At 42.9% G+C, this 26,019-nt stretch carries 15 protein-coding genes; 4 read left to right on the top strand and 11 right to left on the bottom strand.

Going from position 1 to position 26,019, the window contains the following annotated elements:
- Positions 1-13: 13 nt before the first annotated feature.
- The 8 genes from Q1W14_RS05450 to Q1W14_RS05415 form a co-directional block, all read right to left on the bottom strand.
- The gene (locus tag Q1W14_RS05450; protein WP_300699776.1) at positions 14-3,322 is read right to left on the bottom strand and encodes a TonB-dependent receptor; all 3,309 of its coding nucleotides are present in this window, start codon (positions 3,320-3,322) and stop codon (positions 14-16) included.
- Between the two features lie 349 nt (positions 3,323-3,671).
- Positions 3,672-4,628 carry a glycoside hydrolase family 5 protein gene (locus tag Q1W14_RS05445; RefSeq protein ID WP_300699775.1) on the bottom strand — a complete coding sequence of 319 codons (957 nt, stop codon included), beginning with the start codon at positions 4,626-4,628 and terminating at the stop codon, positions 3,672-3,674.
- A gap of 13 nt (positions 4,629-4,641) precedes the next feature.
- Positions 4,642-5,934: a beta-mannosidase gene (locus Q1W14_RS05440; protein ID WP_300699774.1), complete on the bottom strand. Its 1,293-nt coding sequence runs from the start codon at positions 5,932-5,934 to the stop codon at positions 4,642-4,644.
- Between the two features lie 103 nt (positions 5,935-6,037).
- Positions 6,038-6,859 (bottom strand): DUF1080 domain-containing protein, encoded by an 822-nt coding sequence (locus Q1W14_RS05435; protein ID WP_300699773.1) that lies wholly within the window; start codon positions 6,857-6,859, stop codon positions 6,038-6,040.
- A gap of 32 nt (positions 6,860-6,891) precedes the next feature.
- Positions 6,892-8,175: an acetylxylan esterase gene (locus Q1W14_RS05430; RefSeq protein WP_300699772.1), complete on the bottom strand. Its 1,284-nt coding sequence runs from the start codon at positions 8,173-8,175 to the stop codon at positions 6,892-6,894.
- A gap of 70 nt (positions 8,176-8,245) precedes the next feature.
- On the bottom strand, positions 8,246-9,133 hold the full coding sequence (locus Q1W14_RS05425) for an AraC family transcriptional regulator (protein WP_300699771.1): 888 nt from the start codon (positions 9,131-9,133) through the stop codon (positions 8,246-8,248).
- A 250-nt stretch (positions 9,134-9,383) separates the two neighbouring features.
- Entirely contained in the window at positions 9,384-11,819 is a 2,436-nt protein-coding gene (gene galA, locus Q1W14_RS05420; RefSeq protein WP_300699770.1) for a beta-galactosidase GalA, read from the bottom strand.
- Complete coding sequence (locus Q1W14_RS05415) at positions 11,816-14,116, bottom strand: glycoside hydrolase family 3 N-terminal domain-containing protein (RefSeq protein ID WP_300699769.1); 2,301 nt, start codon at positions 14,114-14,116, stop codon at positions 11,816-11,818. Before Q1W14_RS05415 ends, galA begins: the two co-directional genes overlap by 4 nt.
- Positions 14,117-14,341: 225 nt before the next feature.
- Between Q1W14_RS05415 and Q1W14_RS05410 the strand changes: the two genes are divergently transcribed.
- The 4 genes from Q1W14_RS05410 (at position 14,342) to Q1W14_RS05395 (ending at position 19,018) form a co-directional block, all read left to right on the top strand.
- Positions 14,342-15,331 (top strand): aldo/keto reductase, encoded by a 990-nt coding sequence (locus Q1W14_RS05410; protein WP_300699768.1) that lies wholly within the window; start codon positions 14,342-14,344, stop codon positions 15,329-15,331.
- A gap of 6 nt (positions 15,332-15,337) precedes the next feature.
- Complete coding sequence (locus Q1W14_RS05405; protein WP_300699767.1) at positions 15,338-17,440, top strand: glycoside hydrolase family 97 protein; 2,103 nt, start codon at positions 15,338-15,340, stop codon at positions 17,438-17,440.
- A 233-nt stretch (positions 17,441-17,673) separates the two neighbouring features.
- Complete coding sequence (locus tag Q1W14_RS05400; protein ID WP_300699766.1) at positions 17,674-18,306, top strand: DUF4136 domain-containing protein; 633 nt, start codon at positions 17,674-17,676, stop codon at positions 18,304-18,306.
- An 82-nt stretch (positions 18,307-18,388) separates the two neighbouring features.
- Entirely contained in the window at positions 18,389-19,018 is a 630-nt protein-coding gene (locus Q1W14_RS05395; RefSeq protein WP_300699765.1) for an outer membrane beta-barrel protein, read from the top strand.
- Positions 19,019-19,105: 87 nt separating this feature from the next.
- Here the strand turns inward: Q1W14_RS05395 and Q1W14_RS05390 are convergent, their stop codons facing one another.
- From Q1W14_RS05390 to Q1W14_RS05380, 3 genes are read right to left on the bottom strand one after another with little or no spacing between them, the layout of a single operon-like run.
- A complete protein-coding gene (locus Q1W14_RS05390) occupies positions 19,106-22,111 on the bottom strand; it encodes a glycoside hydrolase family 3 N-terminal domain-containing protein (RefSeq protein WP_300699764.1) in 3,006 nt (1,001 codons plus the stop codon).
- A 35-nt stretch (positions 22,112-22,146) separates the two neighbouring features.
- Complete coding sequence (locus tag Q1W14_RS05385) at positions 22,147-25,140, bottom strand: glycoside hydrolase family 3 N-terminal domain-containing protein (RefSeq protein WP_300699763.1); 2,994 nt, start codon at positions 25,138-25,140, stop codon at positions 22,147-22,149.
- Positions 25,141-25,163: 23 nt separating this feature from the next.
- On the bottom strand, positions 25,164-26,009 hold the full coding sequence (locus Q1W14_RS05380; protein WP_300699762.1) for a bifunctional UDP-sugar hydrolase/5'-nucleotidase: 846 nt from the start codon (positions 26,007-26,009) through the stop codon (positions 25,164-25,166).
- Positions 26,010-26,019 lie beyond the last annotated feature (10 nt).

Raw genomic sequence — 26,019 nt, 5'->3', positions numbered from 1 at the left:
TACAGTTTATAGTTTAGAATGAAATATTCAAGCCGAAAGAATATACTGTCGGAGAAGGATAGCGACCATTATCCAAGCCATAAGTATAACCTTGTGAATCCGCTGTACTAGCGCCAATTTCAGGATCATAACCATCGTAACCTGTAATGGTCAACAAATTTTGAATATTGGCATAGACACGTAAATTCTCCAAGCCCCACTTATTAATTATCTTTTTCGGTAAAGTATAGCCCAAAGTTATATTTTTTAAACGTACATACGATCCATCTTCAATATAACGATCACTGATACGATCATTATCATTCGGATCATTCAATGTCACACGTGGTAAAGCAGCGTTAGGATTAGCCACTTGAGAATTGGCAATATCATAATACCACCCTGTTCCAGCAGCGGCAGCAATATCTGCATTTATCGGTGTAATCACAGCATGGTCATTCACTTTTGCCAGTTGATTAGTCCAAGCTGAATTCATGTGCGTAAGATTGATACTCATATAGTTCATTACTTTATTGCCAACCGATCCATTAATAAAGACACTTAAATCAAAGTTTTTATAACGGAACGTATTAGTCCAACCAAATGTAAATTTCGGCATTGGCGAACCAATATTTGTGCGGTCATTTTCGTCAATAATGCCGTCACCATTGAGGTCTTTATACTTCAAGTCACCTACCCAAACCGTATTACCACGATTGAATTTGCTGGCATCAGCTTGCAATACATTACCATCCGCATCACGCATAATTTTACCGTCACTATCTTTAAGGAATGGATAAGCAGCGGTCTTCGGTGAGTTTTGAATATCCTCAAGATTTTGATATACACCGTCAGTCACATAACCATAGAAATTATAAAGAGAGGATCCAACTTCTGAAAGACTCACTACATCACTCCACTGACCGTAACCAATGATAGCTGCACTTGTAGTCCCGGAAAGTGCTTTCAGCTTATTCTTATTGAAAGATATCTGTAAGTCACTATCCCATTCAAATCTGCCCACAATAGGATGTGTATTCAAAGTCACTTCAATACCGGTATTTTCAATACTTCCATAGTTACCCTTCGGAGCAGCCAAGGCTGACGAACCATTACCCTGTGTTCCCATGTAAGAAGGCAATTGAAGCGGCATCAACATATCATTTGAAGTCTTCTTATACCAATCTAAAGTCAAATTGATACGATCCTGAATAAAGCCCAAGTCTATACCAACATTCCACTGTTCTTGAGATTCCCACTTGATAGATGTATTGGCAATATTAGCAGGACGATAACCTATGCCCAAACCTGAAGGCATACGAGTGATAGCAGAACCCCACGCATAGCCACCGATATTAGAGTTACCTGTTTGTCCCCAACCGATACGCAATTTACCATTGCTGATAACACTTCGCAATGACTCAAAGAATTTTTCATTAGAGAAACGCCAGGATACAGCTGCGGAGTGGAAGCCTGCCCAACGATTATCAGGACCGAAATTGGAAGAGCCATCATAACGATAAGTATAAGTAGCCAAATAACGGTCGCCATAATTATAGTTTAAACGAGTGAAGAAAGAGGCCATAGATCCACTACCAAAACCAGCATTAATCTGCGGAGTACCGGTACCTAATGCAGGATTATGCACTACATTTGAAGGTAGTGCCGTGTTATACACACTATTGTAATCGTAGCTATTTTCCCAACACTCCTGACCAATCATACCTGTAAATGAATGCTGTCCAATGCTACCTGAATAAGTTACATAATTCTTCAACTGCCAAAACAAAGAACTATTTTTTTGAATACGACTATCATTAGAGGTACGCTTCCAACCTCCAAGATCAACAGTAGGACGCCAAGTCTCACCTCTGGAAGCACTGATGTCATAACCTAACTCTGCATGCCAAACCAAATTTTTAATCGGAGTGACTTCAAAGAATATATTACCAGTCAATTTTTGACGCTTCAACAAGATTTCATCCAACATAGCCATAGCTACAGGATTCGGATTTGTCCAACCTTCACGTACTACTGTGGCATAACTTCCATCTACATTATAAATGGGTATGTCAGGAAGAGTAGTCAATGAATAATTAATAATACCCTCAGAACTATCAGCTAGTTTCAAATTTTCATTCGTTGAAGAATAAGTAGCACTCAAGCCTAACTTCAACCATTTCTTCAACTGTGCATCCAAATTGGCACGGAAACTGTAACGATCAAAGTTCGATCCAATGATTGTACCATCCTGATCCATATAAGATCCTGAAACATAGTATTGAATTTTCTCCGTACCACCTTGAGCCGAAATCTGATGTTGATGTTGAAGAGCCGTTTGGAAAACAGCATCTTGCCAATTCGTACCAGCACCCAATATAGAAGGATCAGAGTAATTTGTGTTTTCTTTTACATAACCTTGATTTACTATGTCATTATAATAATTCGCAAAATCACGTAAATTCAACAAATCAAGACGTTTGGTTTGCCTCTGGGCAGCCACCATACCATCGTATGAGAATTTAGCCTCACCCGCTTTACCACGTTTAGTCGTGATCAATACAACACCATTTGCACCTTGAGCACCATAGATAGCAGTTGCGGAAGCATCCTTCAAAATTTCCATGCTGACAATATCTGCAGGATTGATGGTAGATAACGGAGATATTGTAGAAACTTTACCGTTGCCTAAACGATCGCCTAGACCAAAATCGGCACCACTGTTACCTTGTCCTTGCACTATGACACCATCGACAACATACAGTGGTTCGGCATTAGCATTGATAGTAGCCTGCCCACGTACACGAATAGAAGAAGAAGAGCCCGGGGCACCGGAAGTTGTAACTGCCGTTACACCTGCAGCACGTCCCTGCAATGATTGGTCAAGATTGGTAATAATAGAACCTTTTATTTTATCTTCGCCCATGGAAACCGAAGCACCTGAAAGGTCACTCTTTTTCATCGTACCGTAACCCACTACCACCACTTCATCCAACATCTCGGCATCTTCCTTCAATGTTATATCCAGTTTAGTTTGGTTAGTAATTTTCATTTCCTGGCTTACATAACCTATAAAAGAAACAATAATAGTAGCACCAGGCTTTACGTTTAGCGTAAAATTACCATTTACATCGGTAATTATACCATTAGTTGTACCCTTTTCTAGCACATTAGCACCAATAATAGGGCCTAAAGCATCATTTACAGTACCTGTGATTTTTCTTGTCTGCTGCACAGATTCAATTGCATCGACCGATGCAGCCAAAAGTTGCGGAGTATATCCCAAGCTAAAAGCCGAACATACGCCCACAAGCAGCGCTGTTTTTCTGAAATTCAAATTCATACTTGTATTTTTCTTAGATTAATGGATTGGCATTACCAAGTGGCAACTACCGTTTTACTCATAAGGTTAAACTATCTTTCGGAAGCAAATAGACCTTATTAAAAAAGGAGGATAGTACTTTGAGAATAGGTTTTTTCTTTCTCATAGGCATTTTTCATTTCATTTAATGGTTAAACATTTATAGTATTCTTACAATCTAAATTCCCTTGGAATACACAAAAATAGGATAATAAAATAGCTTATATAGACACTATTTTATCATATAATGATACTTGCTTAAAACTTAAGCAAAAGCTCATTAAAATTTAGCTATATTCAATAATTATTTAAATATAAGACAGAGGAAGGCTTATTTTTTCATCAATTCTTCCTGTACTATTTGTCCCCATTCTTTTAAATCCTCAGCCTTCCAATTACCTTCGGAAGAACCGGATGGTTTAATCATAGAACAGGTTTCATTTTTGTCTGATATAGACCAAGCTACCCAACTAATAGAATTTTGTTGCATCCAATCCAACCAGGCATTCCATTCTTCGTTATTCACAGCTCCATCTCCAGAAGCTTCCATACCGGCACATTCTGAAACAAACAAAGGTAATCCCTTGCTTAGAGCATAATCACCCCGGTCACGCAAAAATTGTTTGTGAGTATTGGCATAGAAATGCAGAGTATACATTATATTATTATAGCCGGTAATAGGAGAATCGGCAGCCAAATGTATATCTTGATCCCAATGAGGAGTACCCACTAGGATAATGGCATTCGGTTCTATAGCTCGTATCGTTTTGATGATTTCTATCGAATAGTCTTTTACAGCATCCCAGCTATCATCTACGGGCTCATTGAAAATCTCATAAATCACATTGGGCACATTTTTATAACGAGTTGCCATTTGAGTAAAGAATTGTTTTGCCTCTTCCAAACGGATATGATGGCTATGCCAGTCGATAATTACATAAATATCATTAGCAATGGCAGCGTCGGCTACAGACTGTACACAAGCCAAAGCTTTCTCGGGATTCTGAATGTAACCATCATCAGGGTCCACTCCTATGGCAGCACGCACCACAGAAGCGCCCCATGAGTTAGCAAAGTAATCTACAGTAGAGGCATTATAGAAACGAGGCCACCAATTATGCCAGCCATAACTAATACCTTTCAATACTACCGTCTCTCCCTGTTCGTTCACCAAGGTAGTACCCTTTACTGACAAATTTCCATTTTTCTTCGCAGAGATTGTTGATGCTTCACAACATAACGTAATACAAAACAAAATAAGCAAGCCGATCATTTTTGTGGTTCTCATAATATACCTCCTATTATTTTAGTTTTTCATTTTCTGCTTTAATGATTTCTATAGTAGAGTCAGTAGCAAAGACTGAATTCAAGCCTTGTTGTTCCTGTGCTGGGTCTCCGGTGTAATCATCTCCTTTTTCCCAGAACACGTGTCCGGGAGTCTGCTTGGCAAAGCCACCCCATGCCCAGAAGTTGCATCCGGCAAATAGGCCACCCTGCTCACGGCCCTGACGGATTAAGTCGAACACATAACTATAGTATGCATCACGTGCGGTGGTCGATGTTTCTTTAGCAAACTGAAAACCATCGCGTGGGAAACCGAATTCTTCCAACACAATCGGTTTATGATATTTCTTGGCTATCACCATGTGGTCGTCAATATACTTCTTTGTTTTTTCTTTGGCTTGCGGCAGAAGTTCCGTCAAGCTATCAGCTTTCACCCATCCCCAGTTATAGGGCCAGATATGGATATTCAGATAATCGTAATTAGGGTCGGCATGTATCTTTTCATAGAGGGCGATATCTCCTTCGCATCCTGCCATACCTTCACTGCCGGAAGACACCAGATGATTGGAATCTAGCGACTTGATAAGGGCAGCTACATCTGCCATCCACCGAGCAAAAGGTTCTTTATTTTCATTGGAGAAAGCGCGGGGTTCATTGCCTACTTGCCAAGACATAATAGTGGGATCTTCCACATACTTTATCTGATTATACCTATTTGTTCTTGTAACAATATTCTTGACATGATTGGCAAACAATGCCTTCGCGCTGTCCGATTGTTGATACTGCTGTACATATTCCATATAGGCAGGCCATCCATCTATGGCAGGTACCTTTGCATCGCCATGTCCCGACCACTGCAAATAGACAGAATAGCCACCGCTCCATTCCCATGAATTATTCAAGTAGAGCACAGCTGTCATATCGCGTTTGTGCAATTCGTTCATGAAATAATCTAATCCTGCTAAAATAGTATCATTATAAACACCGGCAGCCGTTTGCAAAGAAGGCTCTACCCGGCTTTTTACCCCGTTTTTGCCATCTGCGCCCACTAATACACGCAGATTGCTGACGCCAATACTTTTCAAGAAATCCAATTCCTTGTGCAACCGTTCACGATTACCGCCTTCGCCTTCCGAACCAAGGATGGCACCGTACCAAAAATTGGTACCTACATAATAATAAGGTTTTCCGTCGCGAATGAATTGACCATCGGCATTGACCTCAATAAACGAGTGTTCTATCAGCTTCGGAGTACATGCTCCTAAAATGAAAGACAAGAGAATTATCAAAAAGAAAAGTTGTTTCTTCATACTATTTATTTTAAGCGATAATGCAAAGATACGGAGCTATTTGCGAAACAAATGATACTATCTTATCAAGAGATAATGAAGGACGTGCTTATTCCTTAATTTACTATAGCTCACGTATCCAAATATTGCGAAAGCTGATTGGTTCACTAGGATCTCCATGACTTTGCAGAATAATCGGGCCATCTCCATGCGCTCTTTCTTGCGGAAAGCCAATCCATTCTGTTGTACCAAGGATTACCGTATTGTTTTGCAGAACAATGCCATTCTGAATGACTGTTACAGTAGGTTTTGTGCGATAGCTGCCATCTTTTTTGAAAGTTGGAGCGGTATAAATGATGTCATAAACGTTCCACTCACCTGGTTTGCGCATAACATTCGCCAAAGGGCGACTTTGTTTATAGATACTTCCCGCCATACCATTGGTATAGGTAGAATTATTATAGCTATCCAATATTTGCAACTCATACATGCCTTGCAGGAAAATACCACTGTTACCACGCGCTTGTCCTGCACCTGTTATATTAGTTGGCACCTGCCATTCAATATGTAACTGAAAGTCATTAAACTTCTGCTTGGTCCGAATATCACCTTCTTCCTTATTAACGGTAAAGACACCATTGTGTACGTTCCATTTTGCCGTTTCGCCTTTCATGTTTTCCCAAGCGGAGAGATCTTTGCCATCGAATAGTACAATAGCATCAGAAGGTGCGGTAAAGCCACCATCCATCAAAATGACACCCGGAGTAACTACAGGCGGAACAGGTTCATAGAATTCAGACATTTCAGGTGTAATACCAGCATACCCTGAGGGGCCTTGATGCTTTTGTACCTCATTGCTTTTATTCGATGAGGACAGATTAGCATCCTGCCCCTGCATATAACCAAAACAAAATAATGTCAAGACTGTAATACCTAGTTTTTTCATGATTATTCTTATCTATTTTATAATTCAACACATTATTCATTAATGCCCAATTGTTTCTTCAACCATTCTAGCCATTCATCCCATTGCTCCTGATACCAATAGTGCCCTGTTTCCAGATAAGGATACAATTCTTTCGGAGCACTAATTGCATTATATGTCGCATACATGGATGTAGGCGGACAAACTTCATCGTTATACCCCCAACTGAACCAACCGGGTACAGTCAGACAACGAGCAAAGTTCGCCGTATCATAGTAGCGAACTGTTTCAAGTTCTTTCTCATTGGGAGCACCATAATAATAGAAATAATGAGGCCAACCACAAGCACGTTTCTTGAAATATGCTTCATGATCGCACAAAGCCGGATGAACAGCTGCAAAAAAAGTGACGCGCGGATCGAGAGCCGCCGTTATTACAGAAAGCGCCCCTCCTTGGCTGGAGCCTGTAACACCTAATGCTTTACCATTATATTGAGGCAACGAACAGATAAAGTCTACCGCACGCAACGCACCTACAATAACACGATTATAATAGAACGCATCCTTATTATCACGGCAGAAGGTCCAATAATTGCCCAACGCTCCGCTCGCCAGAGCATCGTAAACAGATTGTTGCATAGTAACAGGAATACCATGAATGCCGACTTCCAGCGTAATCACCTTTCCCGGAGCCGTATAAGTATCTCCCGAATAAGGGCGAACACCCGCACCGGGCACCCGAAGCAATGCCGGATATTTGCCTTCAGCCTTTGGTACACTAAGAATGCCATAGAAACGACCGCCCCAACCTTTTGTCTGGAAGCTAACTTGATATACATTATCCTTATCTGTACAACATTCGGGAAGCAACGTCATTATAGGATTTAGCGGAGTAGTTCGTGCATTCTCCAATGTTTTAGCCCAATACTCACGAAAATCAGTAGGAAGTTCTGTAACCGGTTGTAATTGTTCGGGAGCATAAGCAGTAGTTGCCAAACCTTCGTAAGTACGTCCATCTACCTGTGCTTTAACTTTACAACGCAAAAAGCCGGGTGTCTTCATCACACCTTGCACCTTCAGGCTACCATCTTTTAAGACGATTCCTTTCTTTATATCAACAGGATACATTTCCGGCCCTAACTCATAATCAATAGTTACACCCGGCAGCAGATTCTGCGCCTTCCACACCTGAATAGTAAACGTAGATTTTTCATTCAGGCCATATACCCAATCGGCATGATCGGGAGATACTACTACGCGGATTTCATTACCACGTACCTGTGCTGATGCAGTGAGTACATACAGCAAAACAACCAATAGAAGGGTTACATTTTTCATAGTACAAAAACAGATTATTTATCATTTGCAAATGTAAGAGGCTTGTGCGAAGAAAACCGATACTATATTATCATATCACAATCTTCTTCTTTCTATAATTCTCACGGAATTCTTTAGGAGAACATTCCTTCTTGCGCTTGAACATCCGGTTGAAATTAGATAGATTATTAAATCCACAATCGTAGCATATTTCGGCAATGGTACGAGTAGAATCTACCAAGAGACGAGTGGCAAATCCCAAACGGATATCAATAATGTAATCAGAAAGCGTCTTCCCCGTTCGTAAGCGGAAGAATCTGCTGAAAGACACAGGCGTCATACCCACCATATCCGCTAAAGCTGTCAGACGGATATCTTCCTGATAATGCTCTGCAATATATTTTTGCACTTTCTGCACACGGCGACTATCTGAGAAAGTTTCTATCTTCGCAAAAGACGAAGTAGACAACACACGAACGTCATCGTACAAAGAAAGCTCATAGAGAATACGCATGAAATTCATCACCGCATAGAAACCCTCCTTCTCAGAAGCAAGCTTATCCAGCCAATTATATACTTTCATAATAGCTTGCATCGGAAAACAAAGCCCACACTGAGCACGTTCCAGCATTTGGCGAATGCTATCGAATTGGTTTTTGTTGACTAAACTTCCTAAGAATAAGTCAGGCGAAAATTGGATAGTGATCTCCCGGATATCTTTAGACGTACATTCATGTTGTTCCCATACGTGTTCCAGTTCCTTACCCGTTATCAATACCAGATCATAATTACCGATTATTTCAGAAGAATCACCCACTACACGCCGTACTCCGGAAGAATGTTCAGTAAAGTTCAACTCATATTCTGAATGGCAGTGAATAGGATAAGTAAACTCAGTCTTGTGCCGATCGGCAATATAGAAACAATCACGATCGGATAAAGGGGTAATCTCCCTCATTATGTATTTGTTGTTCTCCATGGTATTGGGTTAAGATAGTATCATATTGCAAATATAGTCATTCTTTTTAATCCCGATACGGCACCATTTGTTTCTTTTAAGGGTAACGATTGTCATTTATATCATTCTTCAACAGAAAAGAAGTTATTCCCTAAAGAATAGATCACTTCTTCCCACCGGCAGAAGCACTTCTTGATAATATGCACAAGATGGCATCTCATGTTACACAAGATGGTATCTTGTGCAGCATAGGATGCCATCTTGTGCATGCTTACTTACCAACCTTCAGATAATAGGTAGTAGCAGGCAGGTTGTCAGCCTCTATTGTTAGAGTTGCTTCACCCACTTGTCCATTGCTTTGCAACAAGACTTGGGCTAGACCATTGAAAGCTTTCACCTGATAAGTACGAGCATTGGCATCCGTAGGACGTTCCGTAGCTTGATAAGCCGGATCACCATTGCCTACACCAAGAATACGAACAGGGCCAGAAACGGTTAGCGTTAAATCATTGCAAGCGGTAGGCACAAAACGTTTCTTCTTATCTTGCAGTTCTACACGCACAACAGCTACATCACGATTATCCGCCAGAATGCTTGAACGATCTCCGGTAAGGGAAATACGGGCAGGGGCACCAGTGGTTTCTACGATCTGTGTAAGAGTGCGCTTTCCATTCTTATAGCCAACAGCTTTCACTACGCCGGGTTGATAAACGGTTTCCCAGGCGAGATGCCCGTTACGAGACATCGGTTTACGTCCCAAGTTCTTGCCATTGACGGTGAGTTCCACTTCATCACAATTACTATATACCCAAAGACTGATGCTATCTCTTTCGTGCCCTTGCAGGTTCCAATGAGGAAGGATGTGAAGAACAGGTTCGTTCGTCCACCAAGACTTCAGGTAGTAAGCCTCATCTTTAGGAAAACCACAATAATCCAGAATACCGAACTGTGAACCTGTAGCGGGGAACTTCATCGGATTGGGTTCACCACGATAATCGAAACCTGTCCAATAGAAAATCCCGGCAAGGTAAGGACGTTCGTCGTAGAATTTCCATCCACGTTCTATACAGTTCAGCAAGCTATCCGCACCATTCGGTTTACGGTTATGGGCTACCATGTGGCCTTGGTTAATAGCATCAAAATAAACGCCACGAGTTCCACAACCGGTAGTTTCTTCCGAACCCAGGGCACAGCGTTGCGGATAATCTTTGCGATGTTGCTCTACGGGATTTTGAACAATGTAATTATAACCTGCCACATCTGCCGGAATCAAAATAGCTGGTCCGCTGCTCGAAGCGACTGTCATCAGGCGGGTAGGGTCATTACGGTGGCAATATTCGCGCATGGTAGCGGCAATACGAGTACCACTTTCTTTCCATTCTATCCCCCATTCTTCGTTGCCAACGCTCCAAAGAATAATGGAAGGATGATTGCGATCACGCTTTATCATGCGATTCAGCAAGTCGATGTGTTCACGATTAACTCCTGTGAGACGATTCTCTTCGATGACAAGAATGCCAAGACTATCGCAAGCGTCCAGCATTTCGGGAGTCATGGGATTATGTGAGGAACGGTAGGCATTGCAACCGAATGATTTCAACTGCTTCAGGCGATATACTTGTAAGGCATCAGGGATACCTGCACCTACTCCGGGATGATCTTGATGCATATTGACACCTTTCAGTTTCAAAGGTTGCCCATTCAGGATGAAGCCTTTGTCGGCATCAAAACGGATGTGACGAATTCCAATCGGAGTTGCCACAACATCCACCTGCTTACCGTTCTGCCAAACACTAGTCTCCATTTTATAAAGGTAAGGGGCTTCCGGACTCCAAAGATGCGGATTGAGCACCTTGGTATAGACCTTTACGGTACGCGATTCCTGAGGGAGCAGGTCTACAGGCTCTGCCTTATCCTCCATTTGCACTTGTCCGGAGGCATCCATCAAACGGCACCAGACTTCACTGGAAACAGGTTCATTCCCTGAGTTTTTCATCTCGACTTCGGTTACCAGCAACACCTTCTCAAAAGGTTCTTCCAAACGAGAAGAGACAAAGACGCCGAACGGCGCCACATGCAACGGCGCAGTCTTGTTCAGCCAAACGTGACGGTAAATACCGGCTCCTTCGTAGAACCAGCCTTCTTCAAGAGTAGCGTCCGCACGTACGGTTATCAGGTTCTCGCCACCATAGTTCAGATATTCGGAGATGTCATAGACTTGTGTAGCATAACCGCTAGGCTCATGCCCCAAGTAGAAGCCATTCACCCAAATACGGGCATCGCGAAAGATTCCGTCGAACTGAAGAGACAAGTGTTTGCCTAAATCTTCACTGGGAACGGTGAAAGTCTTTCGATACCATCCTACGCTGGTTTCAGGATACTGATAGCCTACGGTCTTATAACCATGACTATGACTTGCCTTGCCTTCGAAAGGTAAATCCACTACCCAATCGTGGGGCAGATTCACTTTTTTCCAATCAGAAGCATCAAACTTCATGGAGTAAGGTCCGGCATTATGGATAGAGGCGGCTTTAGTCAGATAATTGAAGTATTCCGTCCCACAACCAAAGTCTTTTTCAGGTGAAGAAGCATTGCCAAAGGCAAACTGCCAGTCTTCATCAAACAAGATACGTTCCCGAACAGATTGTCCTTGAGAAGGAAGCAGCACTACTAAAAGTGCTGCACAGATTAGGATTAATCTTTTCATTTTACTGCAAAAGTTTCTTTCAGCAAATCCTTGTCATCCGAGGAGGCACCTACCATGACGATGAATTCACCCGGTTCCACAATCTTCTTCATCTTAATATCGTAGAAGGCCAGCTTGTCAGGTGTAATCTTAAAGTTTACAACCTTGCTTTCACCTGCTTTTAAAGCTACGCGTGCAAAGTCTTTCAACTCCTTTACCGGTCGGGTAACGCAACTGAACTTATCACGGATATAAAGCTGTACAATCTCCACACCGTCACGTTCGCCTGTATTCGTCACCTTTACACTGACGTCTACCGTTCCATCTTTATTAATTTCTTTCTGAGCCAGCTTCAAGTCTTCATACTTATAAGTCGTATAAGACAGACCATATCCGAACGGATAAAGCGGTGTACTAGGCTTGCCCGCTACATACGGATGGAAGTATTGTGAAGGTTTGTGGTTATAAATCATCTGGAGCTGACCTACACTATGAGGAATGGTAATAGCAAGTTTTGCTGACGGATTTACTTTACCATATAATATCTCCGCTACTGCTTGCCCACCTTGCATGCCCGGTGCCCATGCTTCTACAATTGCCGGTAAATTCTCGGCAGCCCAACGTACACTTAACGGACGACCATTAACAAGCACCAGAATAGTCGGTTTGCCACTGGCAGCTACTTTCTCAATCAATTCTTGTTGCAAACCTACAAGGTCAAGGTCGCTACGGTCTGTATCTTCACCGTCAGTACGATCGTCCCAACGGAAACGCATCATATATTCACCGGCTACCACAATATTCAAATCCGCATTCTTGGCACGAGCGGCAGCTTCAGCTACCTGCTTGGGGTCCATATTACGCGGGTCCCAACCTTGGTCTACAAAATCAAATTGAGTATCGGGAGCCACCATCTTCAAGCCTTCGAGTATAGTGGTTACGTTCTCTTCTTTTTCGGGAGCGCTCCAGTCACCGAGGATATTCTGGTCGTCGGCATTGATACCGGTTACCATTACCTTTTTATATTTAGAAGCATCCAACGGCAGTACACCTGTATTCTTAAGCAGAACAATACCATTGCGTGCAGCTTCGAGAGCCGTTGCACGATGTTCGTCACAAAGACGTATCTTCATGGTTTCAGCCTCATCAGCGTATGGTTTCTCAAACAAGCCAAGACGGAACTTAATATCCAAAATGCGACGTACGGATTCATCAATACGTGATTCCGGAATACGGCCTTCTTTCACCAGCTCCACTACCATCTCGTTCCAATGAATACCGTGCATGTGCATATCCATACCGGACATGATGGATTGATAATAGGCTTCCTTCAAGTTCTCCGCCGTAGCGTGCAGGTCATGAATATGTTCAATATCCATCCAGTCGCTTACTACGAAACCGGGGAAATTCCATTCTCCACGAAGAATGTCCGTCATCAACCATTCGTTGCTATGGCAGGGGATTCCGTTCAGTTCGTTGTGTGCAGTCATCAAGGACATGGCACCCGCTTTCACACCAGCTTCAAAAGGTGGGAAGAAAACTTCACGCAAAGTTCGTTCCGATAAATCTGTTGGAGAACCATTTGTTCCGTTGATTGGTTCGCTACCACCTACAAAGTGCTTGATACACGCTAACACATCTTCACCGCTATTCAAGTTGCCTTGATAACCTTTAACGGATTGCACACCTAGCAATGTTACCAAATAGGGGTCTTCACCGTATGTTTCGCCTACACGTCCCCAACGGGCGTCGCGGGCAACTTCCACATTCGGATTAAATGTCCAATGCATGTTCATAGCACGCATTTCTTTGGCTGTTTCGCGAGCTATTCTATAAGCCATCAAGGTATCGAAAGAGCAAGCAAGATTGATATTAGTAGGATACACCGTATTGTCCGGTGCATTGGCATTGCCATGAATGGCGTCAATACCGAAGATGATAGGAATTTGCAGACGACTCTTCATTGCGAGAGATTGCAGTTCGTTTGCTTCTTTAAGAGTAAGCACATGCAGGAAAGAACCGATCAGACCTTGTTCGGTCCATGCTGCCACATCTTTCTCCGTAACTCCGGGATAGAAGGCATTCGCCGTATTATTCTTCAGCTGGTCGGCAGTCATCACGGCACTGTTTGCCTTGATATGTTCCAAACCGACAAATTGATTCATCTGACCGACTTTTTCTTCCAAAGTCATTCTTCCGAGGAGGTCTTCCACCCTACTTTCTACGGGAGCTGTAGGATCTTTATACACTTCTTTCTGGCTTCCGCCACAAGATGATAAGCAGGTTGCTAATGCCATAACGATTAGTTTGTTTTTCATTGAATTGCAATATATTTAGATACATTCTTCGAGAATTCTTCATTCTTCGTTTTTCATTTATAAGATTCTCTTTTGCAAAGATAGTGGCTTCGGCATAGATTCGGTAGTACTATCTTATCCAATTGTAGCATCATTTGTTTCCAGCTATGGCATTGGTTGTTATCTATCAGTTTTGGATAAATAAAAAGAAGTCATTTCTAAAGAATTTGCGTATTTTTGTATCGTATGAAAAATCCTATTTATTCTCCCGTGCCCGATCGATATGATAGTGGCATGAAGTATCGCCGATGCGGAAAAAGTGGTATACTGCTACCCGAAGTGTCTTTAGGCTTATGGCACAACTTCGGTGACGTAAACACCTTCGCCAATTCTCAGGCAATGGCGCACTATGCATTCGACAGAGGCATCACGCATTTTGATCTTGCCAACAATTACGGTCCTTCCTACGGTTCAGCCGAAGAAACTTTCGGTGAGATTATGAAGAAATCCTTTATGCCTTACCGTGACGAGTTATTCATCTCCACCAAAGCAGGACACGACATGTGGCCCGGACCTTACGGTGAATGGGGCTCTCGCAAATACCTGATGAACAGTCTTAATCAAAGTCTGAAACGGATGAACCTGGATTATGTGGATATCTTCTACTCCCACCGTTATGATCCTGACACTCCGCTTGAAGAGACTCTTCAAACTTTGGTCGACATTGTGCGCCAAGGAAAGGCGCTCTATGTAGGTATTTCCAAGTATCCCAAAGAAGCAGCAGAATTTGCTTATAAATATCTGGAAGAAAGAGATGTGCATTGCCTTCTTTACCAAGGCAGATACAACATCTTCAACCGCGAACCGGAAGAAGAAGGTATCTTGCAACAGGCAAAAGAAAACGGAACGGGATTTATCGCTTTCTCTCCCCTCGCCCAAGGATTGCTGACCAACCGTTATCTGAATGGCATCCCCGAAGACTCGCGTATGGCTAAAGGAGTGTTTTTAAAGAAAGAAGTTCTGACCGAAGACGTTTTAAAGAGAATCAAGGTTCTCAATGAGATAGCAGTTCAACGCAGACAAACGCTCGCCGAAATGGCACTGGCTTGGTTATTAAAAGATGATTTAGTAACGTCAGTCATTATCGGAGCCAGTTCTGTAGCACAATTGGAAGATAATCTGAAAGCGATTAAGAATACAACATTCTCTACTGAAGAAATAGAAAAGATTAAATAGTATACAATGAAAAACATTATTATTCAAACAATTTGTTTATTATTTGTGTGTTTGGGCTCAGTCCGCGCACAGCAGTATCAACTAGCCTCTCCGGATGGCAAACTAATTATTACTGTAGATGCAGGAGCAACACTTAGTTGGCAGATACAACAGGATGGCACGACAGTTCTGCAACCTTCTACCATAGCTATGTACGGGGTAGATGTGAAAAACACAAAGAAAGAGATAACTTTCGGTGAAAATGTAAAGGTTACAAAGGCTGAACGTAAGTCCGTTGAATCTTCCTTCCCCACTCCTATTTATAAGAAAGCAAGTGTAAAAGATGTCTATAATCAACTTACATTGAAATGCCGTGGCGGCTATAACGTGCAGTTCCGTGCTTACGATGATGGTGCCGCTTACCGCTTCGTTTCTGAGCAAAGTAAACCATTCATTGTAAAAAATGAAAAGGCGGATTTCAACTTTGATAGCGATTATCGGACATTGGTTCCCTATGTAAACGACAACCGTAACGGTGAACGTTATTGCTACTCATTTGAGTCATACTATGACGATGCACCCTTATCAAAAATGTATTCGGACTCGCTCGCTATCACTCCGCTTATGATAGATTTAGGAAAAGGCAAGAAGGCAGTCATTATGGAAGCAGGTGTGGAAGATTATCCCGGAATGTTCCTCACTATCAATTCACAAACCCGTCAAGGCTTACAAGCAGCTTTTGCGCCCTATCCATTGGAAGAAGTCATTGGGGGGCACAATCGTCTGAATTTGGTTCCAACCAAACGCGCTGACTATATAGCTCGCATACCGAACCAGCTCAACGGTGATTTAGGTAAAACCCAACTTCTTGCAAGCGGTGAACTTCAAACTACATCCGAAATAAATAGCGCCCGTCGTTCCTTCCCTTGGCGCATTGTCCTCGTTACTACCAACGATACACAACTTGCCGACAATGACATGACACAGCGCCTCGCCCCTGCCTGCCGCATCAAAGACACTTCCTGGATAAAACCGGGAAAGGTAGCTTGGGACTGGTGGAACACCTGCAACATAACAGGAGTAGACTTCAAGGCAGGCATGAACACGCCGACTTATAAAGCATATATCGACTTTGCCGCTGCAAACGGATTGGAATATATCATTATAGACGAAGGTTGGAGTGGTAAAGAATCAATGTTGGAAGAATTGAATCCGGACATCAACCTGGAAGAAATAGTAGCTTATGGTAAGCAAAAAGGAGTTGGGGTCATCCTTTGGGCAAGCTGGCGTAACTCGGCAAAAGACACGGAAGCTGTGTTCAATCATTATGCAACCATGGGTATCAAAGGCTTTAAGATAGACTTCTTTGACCGCGACGACCAACCTCTGGCCACTTCCGTAGAGCAGATTGCCGCCTGTGCCGCCAAACACCAATTGTTACTCGACTTACATGGGCTGAAACCGTATGGTATCCAACGTGCCTATCCCAACATTCTGAATTTTGAAGGTGTGAAAGGATTGGAGAACGCCAAATGGGAACCTATTGTAAACGGTGTCCCTCTTCACGATTTTCCGCGTTATGATGTTACCGCCCCCTACCTACGTATGCTTGCAGGTCCGATGGACTATACTCCGGGAGCCATGATGAACGCAACCCGGGAAACGTTCCGTGGAATCAACGATCATCCCATGAGTCAAGGTACAAGAGTACATCAGATGGCTATGTACACCGTCTTCGAAGCTCCTTTGCAAATGCTCGCAGACAGCCCCAGCAAGTACATGAAAGAACAGGAATGCACTGATTTCATTGCTAAAGTACCCACTACTTTCGATGAAACCATAGCCCTGAATGGTGAGATCGGTGAATACATCACATTGGCACGCCGCAAAGGTGACACCTGGCACATCGCCTCCATGACCAACTGGACTCCACGCAATTGTACCATCGACCTTTCTTTCCTCGGAGAGGGCGATTATACTGCCGAAATCTTCTCCGACGGCATCAATGCCAACCGGGATGCAATGGATTATAAGAAAGAAATGCGAACAGTTAGTTCAAGCAATAAATTAAACGTTCAAATGTCACCGGGCGGTGGCTGGACGGCTCGAATTAACAAAAAAAATAAATAAATATCAATGAAGAGCCATTAGTGATTTGTTTGTAGCCGAATATGCCGTCAGACCGCATGGAAACTCAAACAAATCACTAATCACTCATAACTAATCACTTCCCTCCTTCCTCTTACTTCTGTTTTTTAACATACTTCTTTGTGAACCTTTTATATCCTATCTTGTTTTTTCTCACAAAAGCCTAAGGTACCATAGGGCAGGAATTATATTTTAACCTAAACAATTATAGAAGTATGAAGAAATTTATTCCCCTATTATTAGCGGTCTTCGCCTTCGCAGCTTGCGAAAAAGACCCTGACACGGATAAGCTGGACAATAATTATCTGGTTTATACCAACTATGACAAGAAGGCGGATTTCAAAGCCTTCGAGACTTACTACTTGCCGGATAGCATTCTCGTGATTGGCGATAGCAAAGACGCCGAATATTGGAAAGACGAAAGCGCTCAGGAAATTCTGAAAGCATACGTGACTAATATGAATAACCGCGGCTTTGTACGCACTGAAAATCGCGAAGAGGCTGACCTCGGTCTGCAAGTAAGCTACGTTAGAAGTACTTATTATTTCACCGACTACGGTCGTCCCGAATGGTGGTGGAATTATCCAGGTTACTGGGATGCTCCTTACTGGGGTAACTGGGGTGGATGGTACTATCCATACGCTGTGAACTACTCTTACAGCACAGGTTCATTCATTACCGAATTGCTAAATTTGGAAGCACCACAAGGTCAAAGTCAAAAACTACCTGTTCTGTGGACCAGCTACATGAGCGGATTATTGAGCGGTTCGACTGCTGTTAACACCAAACTTGCCGTGCAAGGTGTCAACCAGTCTTTCACCCAATCAACTTATCTGACTAGCAAGTAAAAGCGGTAATATAGTATTAGTTAAAGGCAATTTCTCTTCCGGACTGAGAAACTGTCACTAAACCTAAAAACAAGAACAAAGTATGAAAACAATAAAATACCTTTCACTGAGAGTAGTAGCGGTTGTCGCTCTTGCTCTCGTCTTTGCCCTACCGGCAAAGGCACAGATGACCGATAATGGTTATGCCAATATCGACTGGCAATACAATTTCCCCCTTAGCAATAACTTCGCCGATAAATCAAGCGGTTGGGGTATGAACTTCGAAGGTGGATATTTCCTATCAGATAACTTTGCACTGGGAGCTTTCTTAGCATACCACAGCAATCATGAATATTTCGGACGCCAGACTCTCCCCGTAGGTGAGGGTGGTAGTTTGAATACTGACCAGCAGCATACTGTATTCCAGTTGCCTTTCGGTTTAGCTTCACGCTACGTTTGGAATCGTGGTAGTTCATTCCAACCGTATTTCGGTGTTAAAGTCGGTGCACAATATGCACAGTTGAAATCTACTTTCAACGTATTTGAAGCACATGACAATACTTGGGGCTTCTATGTATCTCCTGAATTAGGTTTCAATGTGTATCCTTGGGCTTATGGACCGGGCTTGCATTTTGCAGCATACTATAGCTACGGTACAAATAAAGGCAGTGTCTTCACATACAGTGCAGATGGCTTAAGCAATTTCGGCCTTCGTGTTGGTATTGCATTCTAAAAGACTATCCTAAAGCTTAACAGATAGAATTTAATTGTTTCAAAGCATGAAAGAAGGGAGCTTCTCTGCGTGAGCAGAGGGCTCCTTTTAGTGATTAGTGATTAGTGATTTATACATCGTCTCTTGAATCTTCGAACGAATATCCAAACGCAGAAGTTTATTGTTCCATACATCCGGATAGATACGGTTGCTCAGGAAGACATAAACCAAGCCATTCTCCGGATCCACCCACGCACAAGTTCCGGTGAAGCCGGTATGCCCATAAACAGAAGCAGGGGCAGATGCAGCACAGGGACTATTATGTGGATTGCGGGTATCCGGTTTATCAAATCCCAAGCCACGACGACTGATTTTGGAAACGGTTGTAGTAAATAGTCTGCATGTTTCTTTACTCAGATAGCGTTTTCCGTCCAGTTCACCACCATTCAATAGCATCTGATAGATACGCGCTACTTCCCCGGCAGTAGAGAATAAACCGGCATTACCGGAAACACCTCCCTGAAAAGCAGCCGATTCATCGTGAACAAAACCTTGCAGAACTGTCTTACGTAAAAAGAGATCGATAGACGAAGGCACTATTTCTTCTTTTTTCAAGAAACGCAACGGCAAATATCCCGTACGCTCCAATCCCATAGGAGTGTAATATTCTTTAGCAAGAAACTCATCCATCGGCATTCCGGCACGTGCTTCGACCAATTGCTGTAGCAGGATAAAGCCCACACAACTATATCGATAACGCTTATCTTTCAGCGGTGCATCTGCAATCTTTTGCAAATATTCTTTTTTGAATGAGTTGTTTAGCCATAAGCTATCTGTTACCTGCAATGTATATTCTGCCGAACGTTTTTTGGACGTCAATCCTTTACGGAAGTGGAAATTCGGGTTAGCCCACGTCTGAGTACCAATACGCACCGGATGAGTTTTATCGTACTTTCCTTTAAATAAAGGTCCCGCATAACTCTTATTATCAATAGCATCCTGATAAAACAATAGAGTCGAAGGTAATCCGGACTCATGCATCAGTAATTCACGCACCGTTATATTCTTCTTGTCCGTATTTTGCAGGAACGGTAAATAATCCGATACACGGTCGGTAAGGTTGAGACGTCCTTTATCATATAGTTTCATTACAGCCAGTAAGGTTGCGGTTGTTTTGGTCAATGAAGCCAAGTCATATACGGATTTAGCAGTTACATCACCAAATGATTTATTATACATTTCCATGCCATCCTTCAATACTACGACCTGACAACTGGGATAGGCACCTTCACGAATACCATTTTCGGCTATCGTATCAATTTTGGCCAGTATACGGGAGTTCATTCCATGCTCTTCCGGTACAAAATGAGGTATAGTCTGTGTGCCCAAGGTCATTCCGGTACCTGTAGCAAACAAACCGCCGATGCTGGCAGAAAGGCGTCCGTCTACCTCAGCTTCACCATATAACATATCAGCAACTTGTTTCTGCACATCATCATCGGAAGAATGTGCCAAGATCATAGCCCCGGCAGCCGAAATGCCTCTATGTATTTGCAACGTATGTTTTCCGGCAATAAAGCACAAATATACCACGGGTACGTCCGGAGCAAACTTTGCAAAAAAAGCTTGATACGAAGCAAGTCGCTGTTCGGTAACACATACTAAGATACGTTTGTAATGTGCCAAAGTATCCCGCAACTGTTCACATTGTGATTCAGGCAGATTTGCACCTAAATTAAACTCCACAGGACGAGTATACTGAGACAGTTCTTTCAAAAAGGGTTGAATTTCTTTTGAGTCGCCCACATTCAGTACTGCCACCTCTTTAATAGCGGGATCTAAAGGGAGCACTTTGGATTCATTTCCTAATACGGTAATGGCAGCCAAATTCAAACGCCGTATCAAATTACGGGTTTCAGGCGTATTAATGCGGGTACCCAAACCGGAAAGGCGTATAGTAGGCTTCTTTTTCAAGCCAAGTGCATATTTATAAGTTAATACCTTCCGGCACTTCTCATTAATATCTTCTTCGCTCAACTCACCACGTTTCACGGCATCCATAACGGCTTCGACTTCTTCCTTTATACGACGGGGAACAAGCAATAAATCATTTCCGGCCTTTAATGCCTGCAAGCAAACCGAAGAATTATTTGCTACTCCCTTCATGGCAAGTGCATCGGTAAAAATAAGTCCTTCGAATTTCAGCTCACGCGTCAGCAGGTCATAAACTACATTTCGGGATAGAGAAGAAGGTAATCCGCCATGTTCTTCAAAAACCGGAACCTCGAGATGCCCTACCATAATACCTCCCAGTCCTGCATGAATCGCTTTCCTGAAAGGATATAGCTCCACACTATCCAAACGTTCGCGAGAGAAAGGTAAAGTAGGCAATGCTTTATGCGAATCCACATCCGTATCACCATGTCCGGGGAAGTGTTTGCTGACCGAAAGTACTCCTCCATCTTCCAAGCCCTTGGCATAGGCTATCACTTTATTTGCCACATTCACAGGACTCTCACCAAACGAACGGGTATTGATAACTGGATTCTGAGGATTGATATTCACATCGGCAACCGGTGCAAAGTTTACCTGTACTCCTAACTCACGACATTGACGAGCCACTTCCCGTCCATATTCATAAATTAAACTATCATTCTGAATACAGCCAAGTACCATGTTACGAGGAAAGACCGGTGTTCCACGCAACCGCATGGACAGCCCCCATTCGCCATCAAAAGTGATCATCAAAGGTACTTCTGCCATTCGTTGGGCATCATTGGTCAATGTAGCCTGATTCTGCATCAAACCACCGGAAAAGAGCAGCCCACCTACTTTATAGTCTTGTACAACCTTACGCAGCAATTCCTTATTAGCTTTAGTTATTTGAGGAGCAATGGTATAGATAAAGAGTTGCCCGATACGTTCTTTCATTGACAATCGCTGCATAACAGAATCCACCCATTGCCGGCACCGGATATCATCTTGCAATCCGCTCACCAACGACGGCTCAACTGCCGGAGCAGGAGCAGGCGGAACAAGAGCATGCTTTGCATCTAAAGCCAGATGACCACTACAAACTACAAAAATCAACACAAGCAGGAACAATCGTCTCATCTTTCTCTTCATTTCATCCATTTAAAATAACCAGACTATTTCAGACTCTTAAAAATCAGTTCTTGTATATCCGTCCGTATCTTCATGTCTCCCAGCTTTGTATTCCAGACATTCGGATTCAGGGCGTTACTCAAGAATACATATACTGTTTTACTTGTCGGATCTACCCAAGCACAAGTTCCGGTAAATCCGCTATGCCCATATACACTTTCTGGAGCGGAAGCCGAACAAGGACTACGGAGTATAATTGATACATCCGGTTTATCAAAGCCTAAACCACGACGACTGATAACAGACTTCTCCGTTGTAAACAAACGGCAAGTGGCTTCGCTGAGATAACGTTTGCCATTCCATATACCACCGTTCAGCAACATTTGATAAATCCTGGCCACCTCTTCAGCAGTAGAGAACAATCCGGCATTACCGGAAAGACCGCCCATACAGGAAGCAGTCTCGTCGTGCACATATCCACAGAGGTCCTGGCGGCGCAGATAGTCATTCTCTGCCGTCGGCATAATCTCAGCTTTCGTAAACTTACGTAAAGGCAAAAACATCGTTCTTTGCAGCCCCATCGGTGCATAAAATTCCTTGGCAAGATACAAGTCCATCGGAAGCTTCACAATGGATTCCACGATCTGTTGCAAAAGTACAAAGCCGAGGTCGCTATAGACATAACGCTTGCTATCAAGCTCCGATTTAGCGATGGATTGGAGAAGCGTATTCTTGAAACTCTTGTTCAGCCATAAGCCGTCAGCCATTTGCAGGGTATATACCGAAGATTGTTTTTCGGAAGTCAGCCCTTTCTTGAATTTGAAGTCGGAGCAGAAATAACTATGCTCGCTTACTTGCGTATGGTGCCACTTATCCACCCAGCTTTGCGAATAGGGTCCTTGTACGGAGTTCGGATCAATAATATCCAGATAAACACGCATATAAGGTTGCAAACCCGATTCATGAAGTAGCAAATCACGAATAGAAATATTCTTCTTATTGCCTGCACGCAATAAAGGAAGATATTTGGAAGCCTTGTCATCCAGCTTCAACTTTCCTTCATCATACAGTTTCATGACAGCCAGCAAAGTCGCAGTAGTCGTAGTCAATGAAGATAAATCAAACATATCGGTGGAACGTACCGCCGTAGTATCTTTTGCAGAATGGGTTCCAAAACCTTTGTCATATACCGTCTGCCCATCTTTCAGAACCAATATACGGCAGCCCGGATATGCACCGGCAGCCAATCCTTTTTGAGCTACAGCATCCACACTTTGCAAGATATATGATTTCATGCCATAATCTTCCGGTATAGCCGCTCCCGACTTCATGCCCGGTTCTATCGTGCAACCGGTTCCGGCAGGAAAGAGTTTACCTATGCTCATGGAAATCTTTCCATGAGCGGGTGCTTTCGCAAAAAGAACGTCGGCCACATATTGTTGCAAGTCAACCTCATTAGAATGGGCTAACACAACTGCACTCGACTTTGCCAATGCCGGCGTCAATGGTTGTAAAGTCCGATAGGAAGTAAAGAAGGTATAAACCAAGGGAGCTTGCAAATCAAGATTAGCCAAGAATGCAACGTCTCTATCACTTACATAATTGGAACCGGTAATGCTGATAATTACACGACGGTAAGTAGCGAGTTTACGTTTCACATCTTCCCGCGTAGCGTCATCGGCATTCCAAGGCAGATAGAAACAACTGACATCCGCTTGCTTTTTCACTGCCTCCACAAAGGCAGCATCCTGGTCTTTCTCGCCTACACTAAGCAATGCAATACCGCCATCTACAGGAGCCAAAGGAAGAATGCCAAAATAATTATTCAACACCGTGACTGCCGAGCGACGCAATTTTGCAGCTAAATCCTGTGCTTCATCCGTATTAATACGGAAGCTCATACCGCTTACTTGTAGTTTAGGCTGAGGAGTTCTTAACCCCAACATATATTTATATGTCAACACTCTGCGGCATCTGGCATCCAGTTCATCTTTACTTATTGCGCCGGAATGTATAGCATTGATCAATTCTGCCACGGCATTCTTTGTGTTGAACTGTACCAATAACATATCATTTCCCGCCAAGAAAGCTTTAGTCGTAACTTGAGGTACTTCCGACACACCTTTCATATCCAAAGCATCGGTAAATATCAGTCCTTTAAAACCAAGTTCCTCTTTCAGCAAATCGGTTACCACCTTTTTTGAAAGAGAAGAAGCCGTAACGCCATCCGGTTCCAATACCGGCACCTGCAAATGTCCTACCATCACCCCACCAAGTCCGGCACGTACCATCTCTTTAAAAGGATATAGTTCAATACTATCCAAACGGGCACGATTGTAATACAATGAAGGTAACTCTTTATGTGAGTCTGAATCCGTATCTCCGTGTCCGGGGAAATGTTTGCAAACGGATAAAACGCCTCCGCTTTCCAATCCATTGCTGTATGCTATTACTTTTTCCGCCACCTTCTTAGGATCTTCACCAAAAGAGCGTACATGAATAACCGGATTCAATGGATTCGTATTTACGTCCGCATCCGGTGCAAAATTAACATGTACCCCCAGTTCACGAAATTGGCGTGCCACTTCCCGTCCATATTCTTCAATCAAAGTATTGTCCTGAATACATCCTAAAGCTGCATTGCGAGGATAATTCGGGGCATCTTTCAAGCGCATGGCAAGTCCCCATTCACCATCGAAAGTAATCATGAGGGGAGTTTTAGCGCTCTTTTGTGCTAGATTTGTCAGAATAGCCTGTTCTTCTGCCGTTCCTTCTGAAAACAGCAAACCACCCACTTTATATTTTTTCACCAACTCACGAATCTGCTTTTTATTCTTTCCATCTGCTTTCGCCGGAATGGTAGCCACAATCAACTGCCCCACCTTATCCTGAAGGCTTAACTTGGAGAAAACAGAATCTACCCATTGCCGGCAACGTGTATCCGACGCAGAAGGTATAAACGGAGAAGTCTGTGCTTGAAGCGGAGCTATTCCTAAAAGAATTCCCACTATCCACAGCAGGAGAACATATTTTTTCATGTACATATCTGATGATTGAATAATTACTGTTTCTTTGTTAACGTCAAGACTTGTTCCCCTACAAATATTCCACTCTTACCTGTATGGAAAACAGGAACGTTTTTACCGTCAGCATTCAAATAATTAGCAGGTTTCTCCATAAACGTATGGGAGTGTCCGCCCAGAATGACATCTATATTATTCGTTTTGCTAACCAAATCTTCATCGGAATCACCATTGGAACTACGGATTCCCAAATGCGACAGACAAATAACAACGTCACATCCTTTTTCTATCTTCAGAATATCCGCCATTTCCTGAGCAACCTTGATCGGATCATTATAAACAATTCCCTCACATTTATCCGCTTGAACCAAACCTTCCATCTTCGGACTTAATCCGAATACTCCGATCTTTACTCCCGCACGTTCCAAGATAATGTATGGCTTCACCAAACCTTCGAGTACCGTTCCCGTTACATCATAATTGGCACAAACCACAGGGAAGTTAGCCATACGGAACAAACGAGCCATATTATCCAATCCAAAGTCGAACTCATGATTACCTATCGTCATTGCATCATATTTCATGAGGTTCATCATTTTGACTTCAACCTCTCCTTTAGAAAAGTTATAATAAGGTGTACCTTGTGAGATATCTCCACAATCGAAAAGTAACATATCGGTATGCTCACTACGATACTGTTTGATGAAAGATGTCCGGCGTACCGTACCACCCATTCCGGCATACGTATCAGCGACTTCCTTACCTATTGGTTCTATGCGGCTGTGAGTATCACTCGTCTGTAATATAAACAACTGTTTATCTTGTTGTGCTGATGCAGAAAATATGAAAAGCAGTAAAACTGCCAAAAAGTATATACGTTTCATTTTTATTCCG

Origin of the sequence: Bacteroides sp. (assembly GCF_030151085.1) — a bacterium.
Taxonomy (GTDB): Bacteria; Bacteroidota; Bacteroidia; order Bacteroidales; family Bacteroidaceae; genus Bacteroides.
This window is presented reverse-complemented; position numbering and strand designations above follow the sequence as displayed.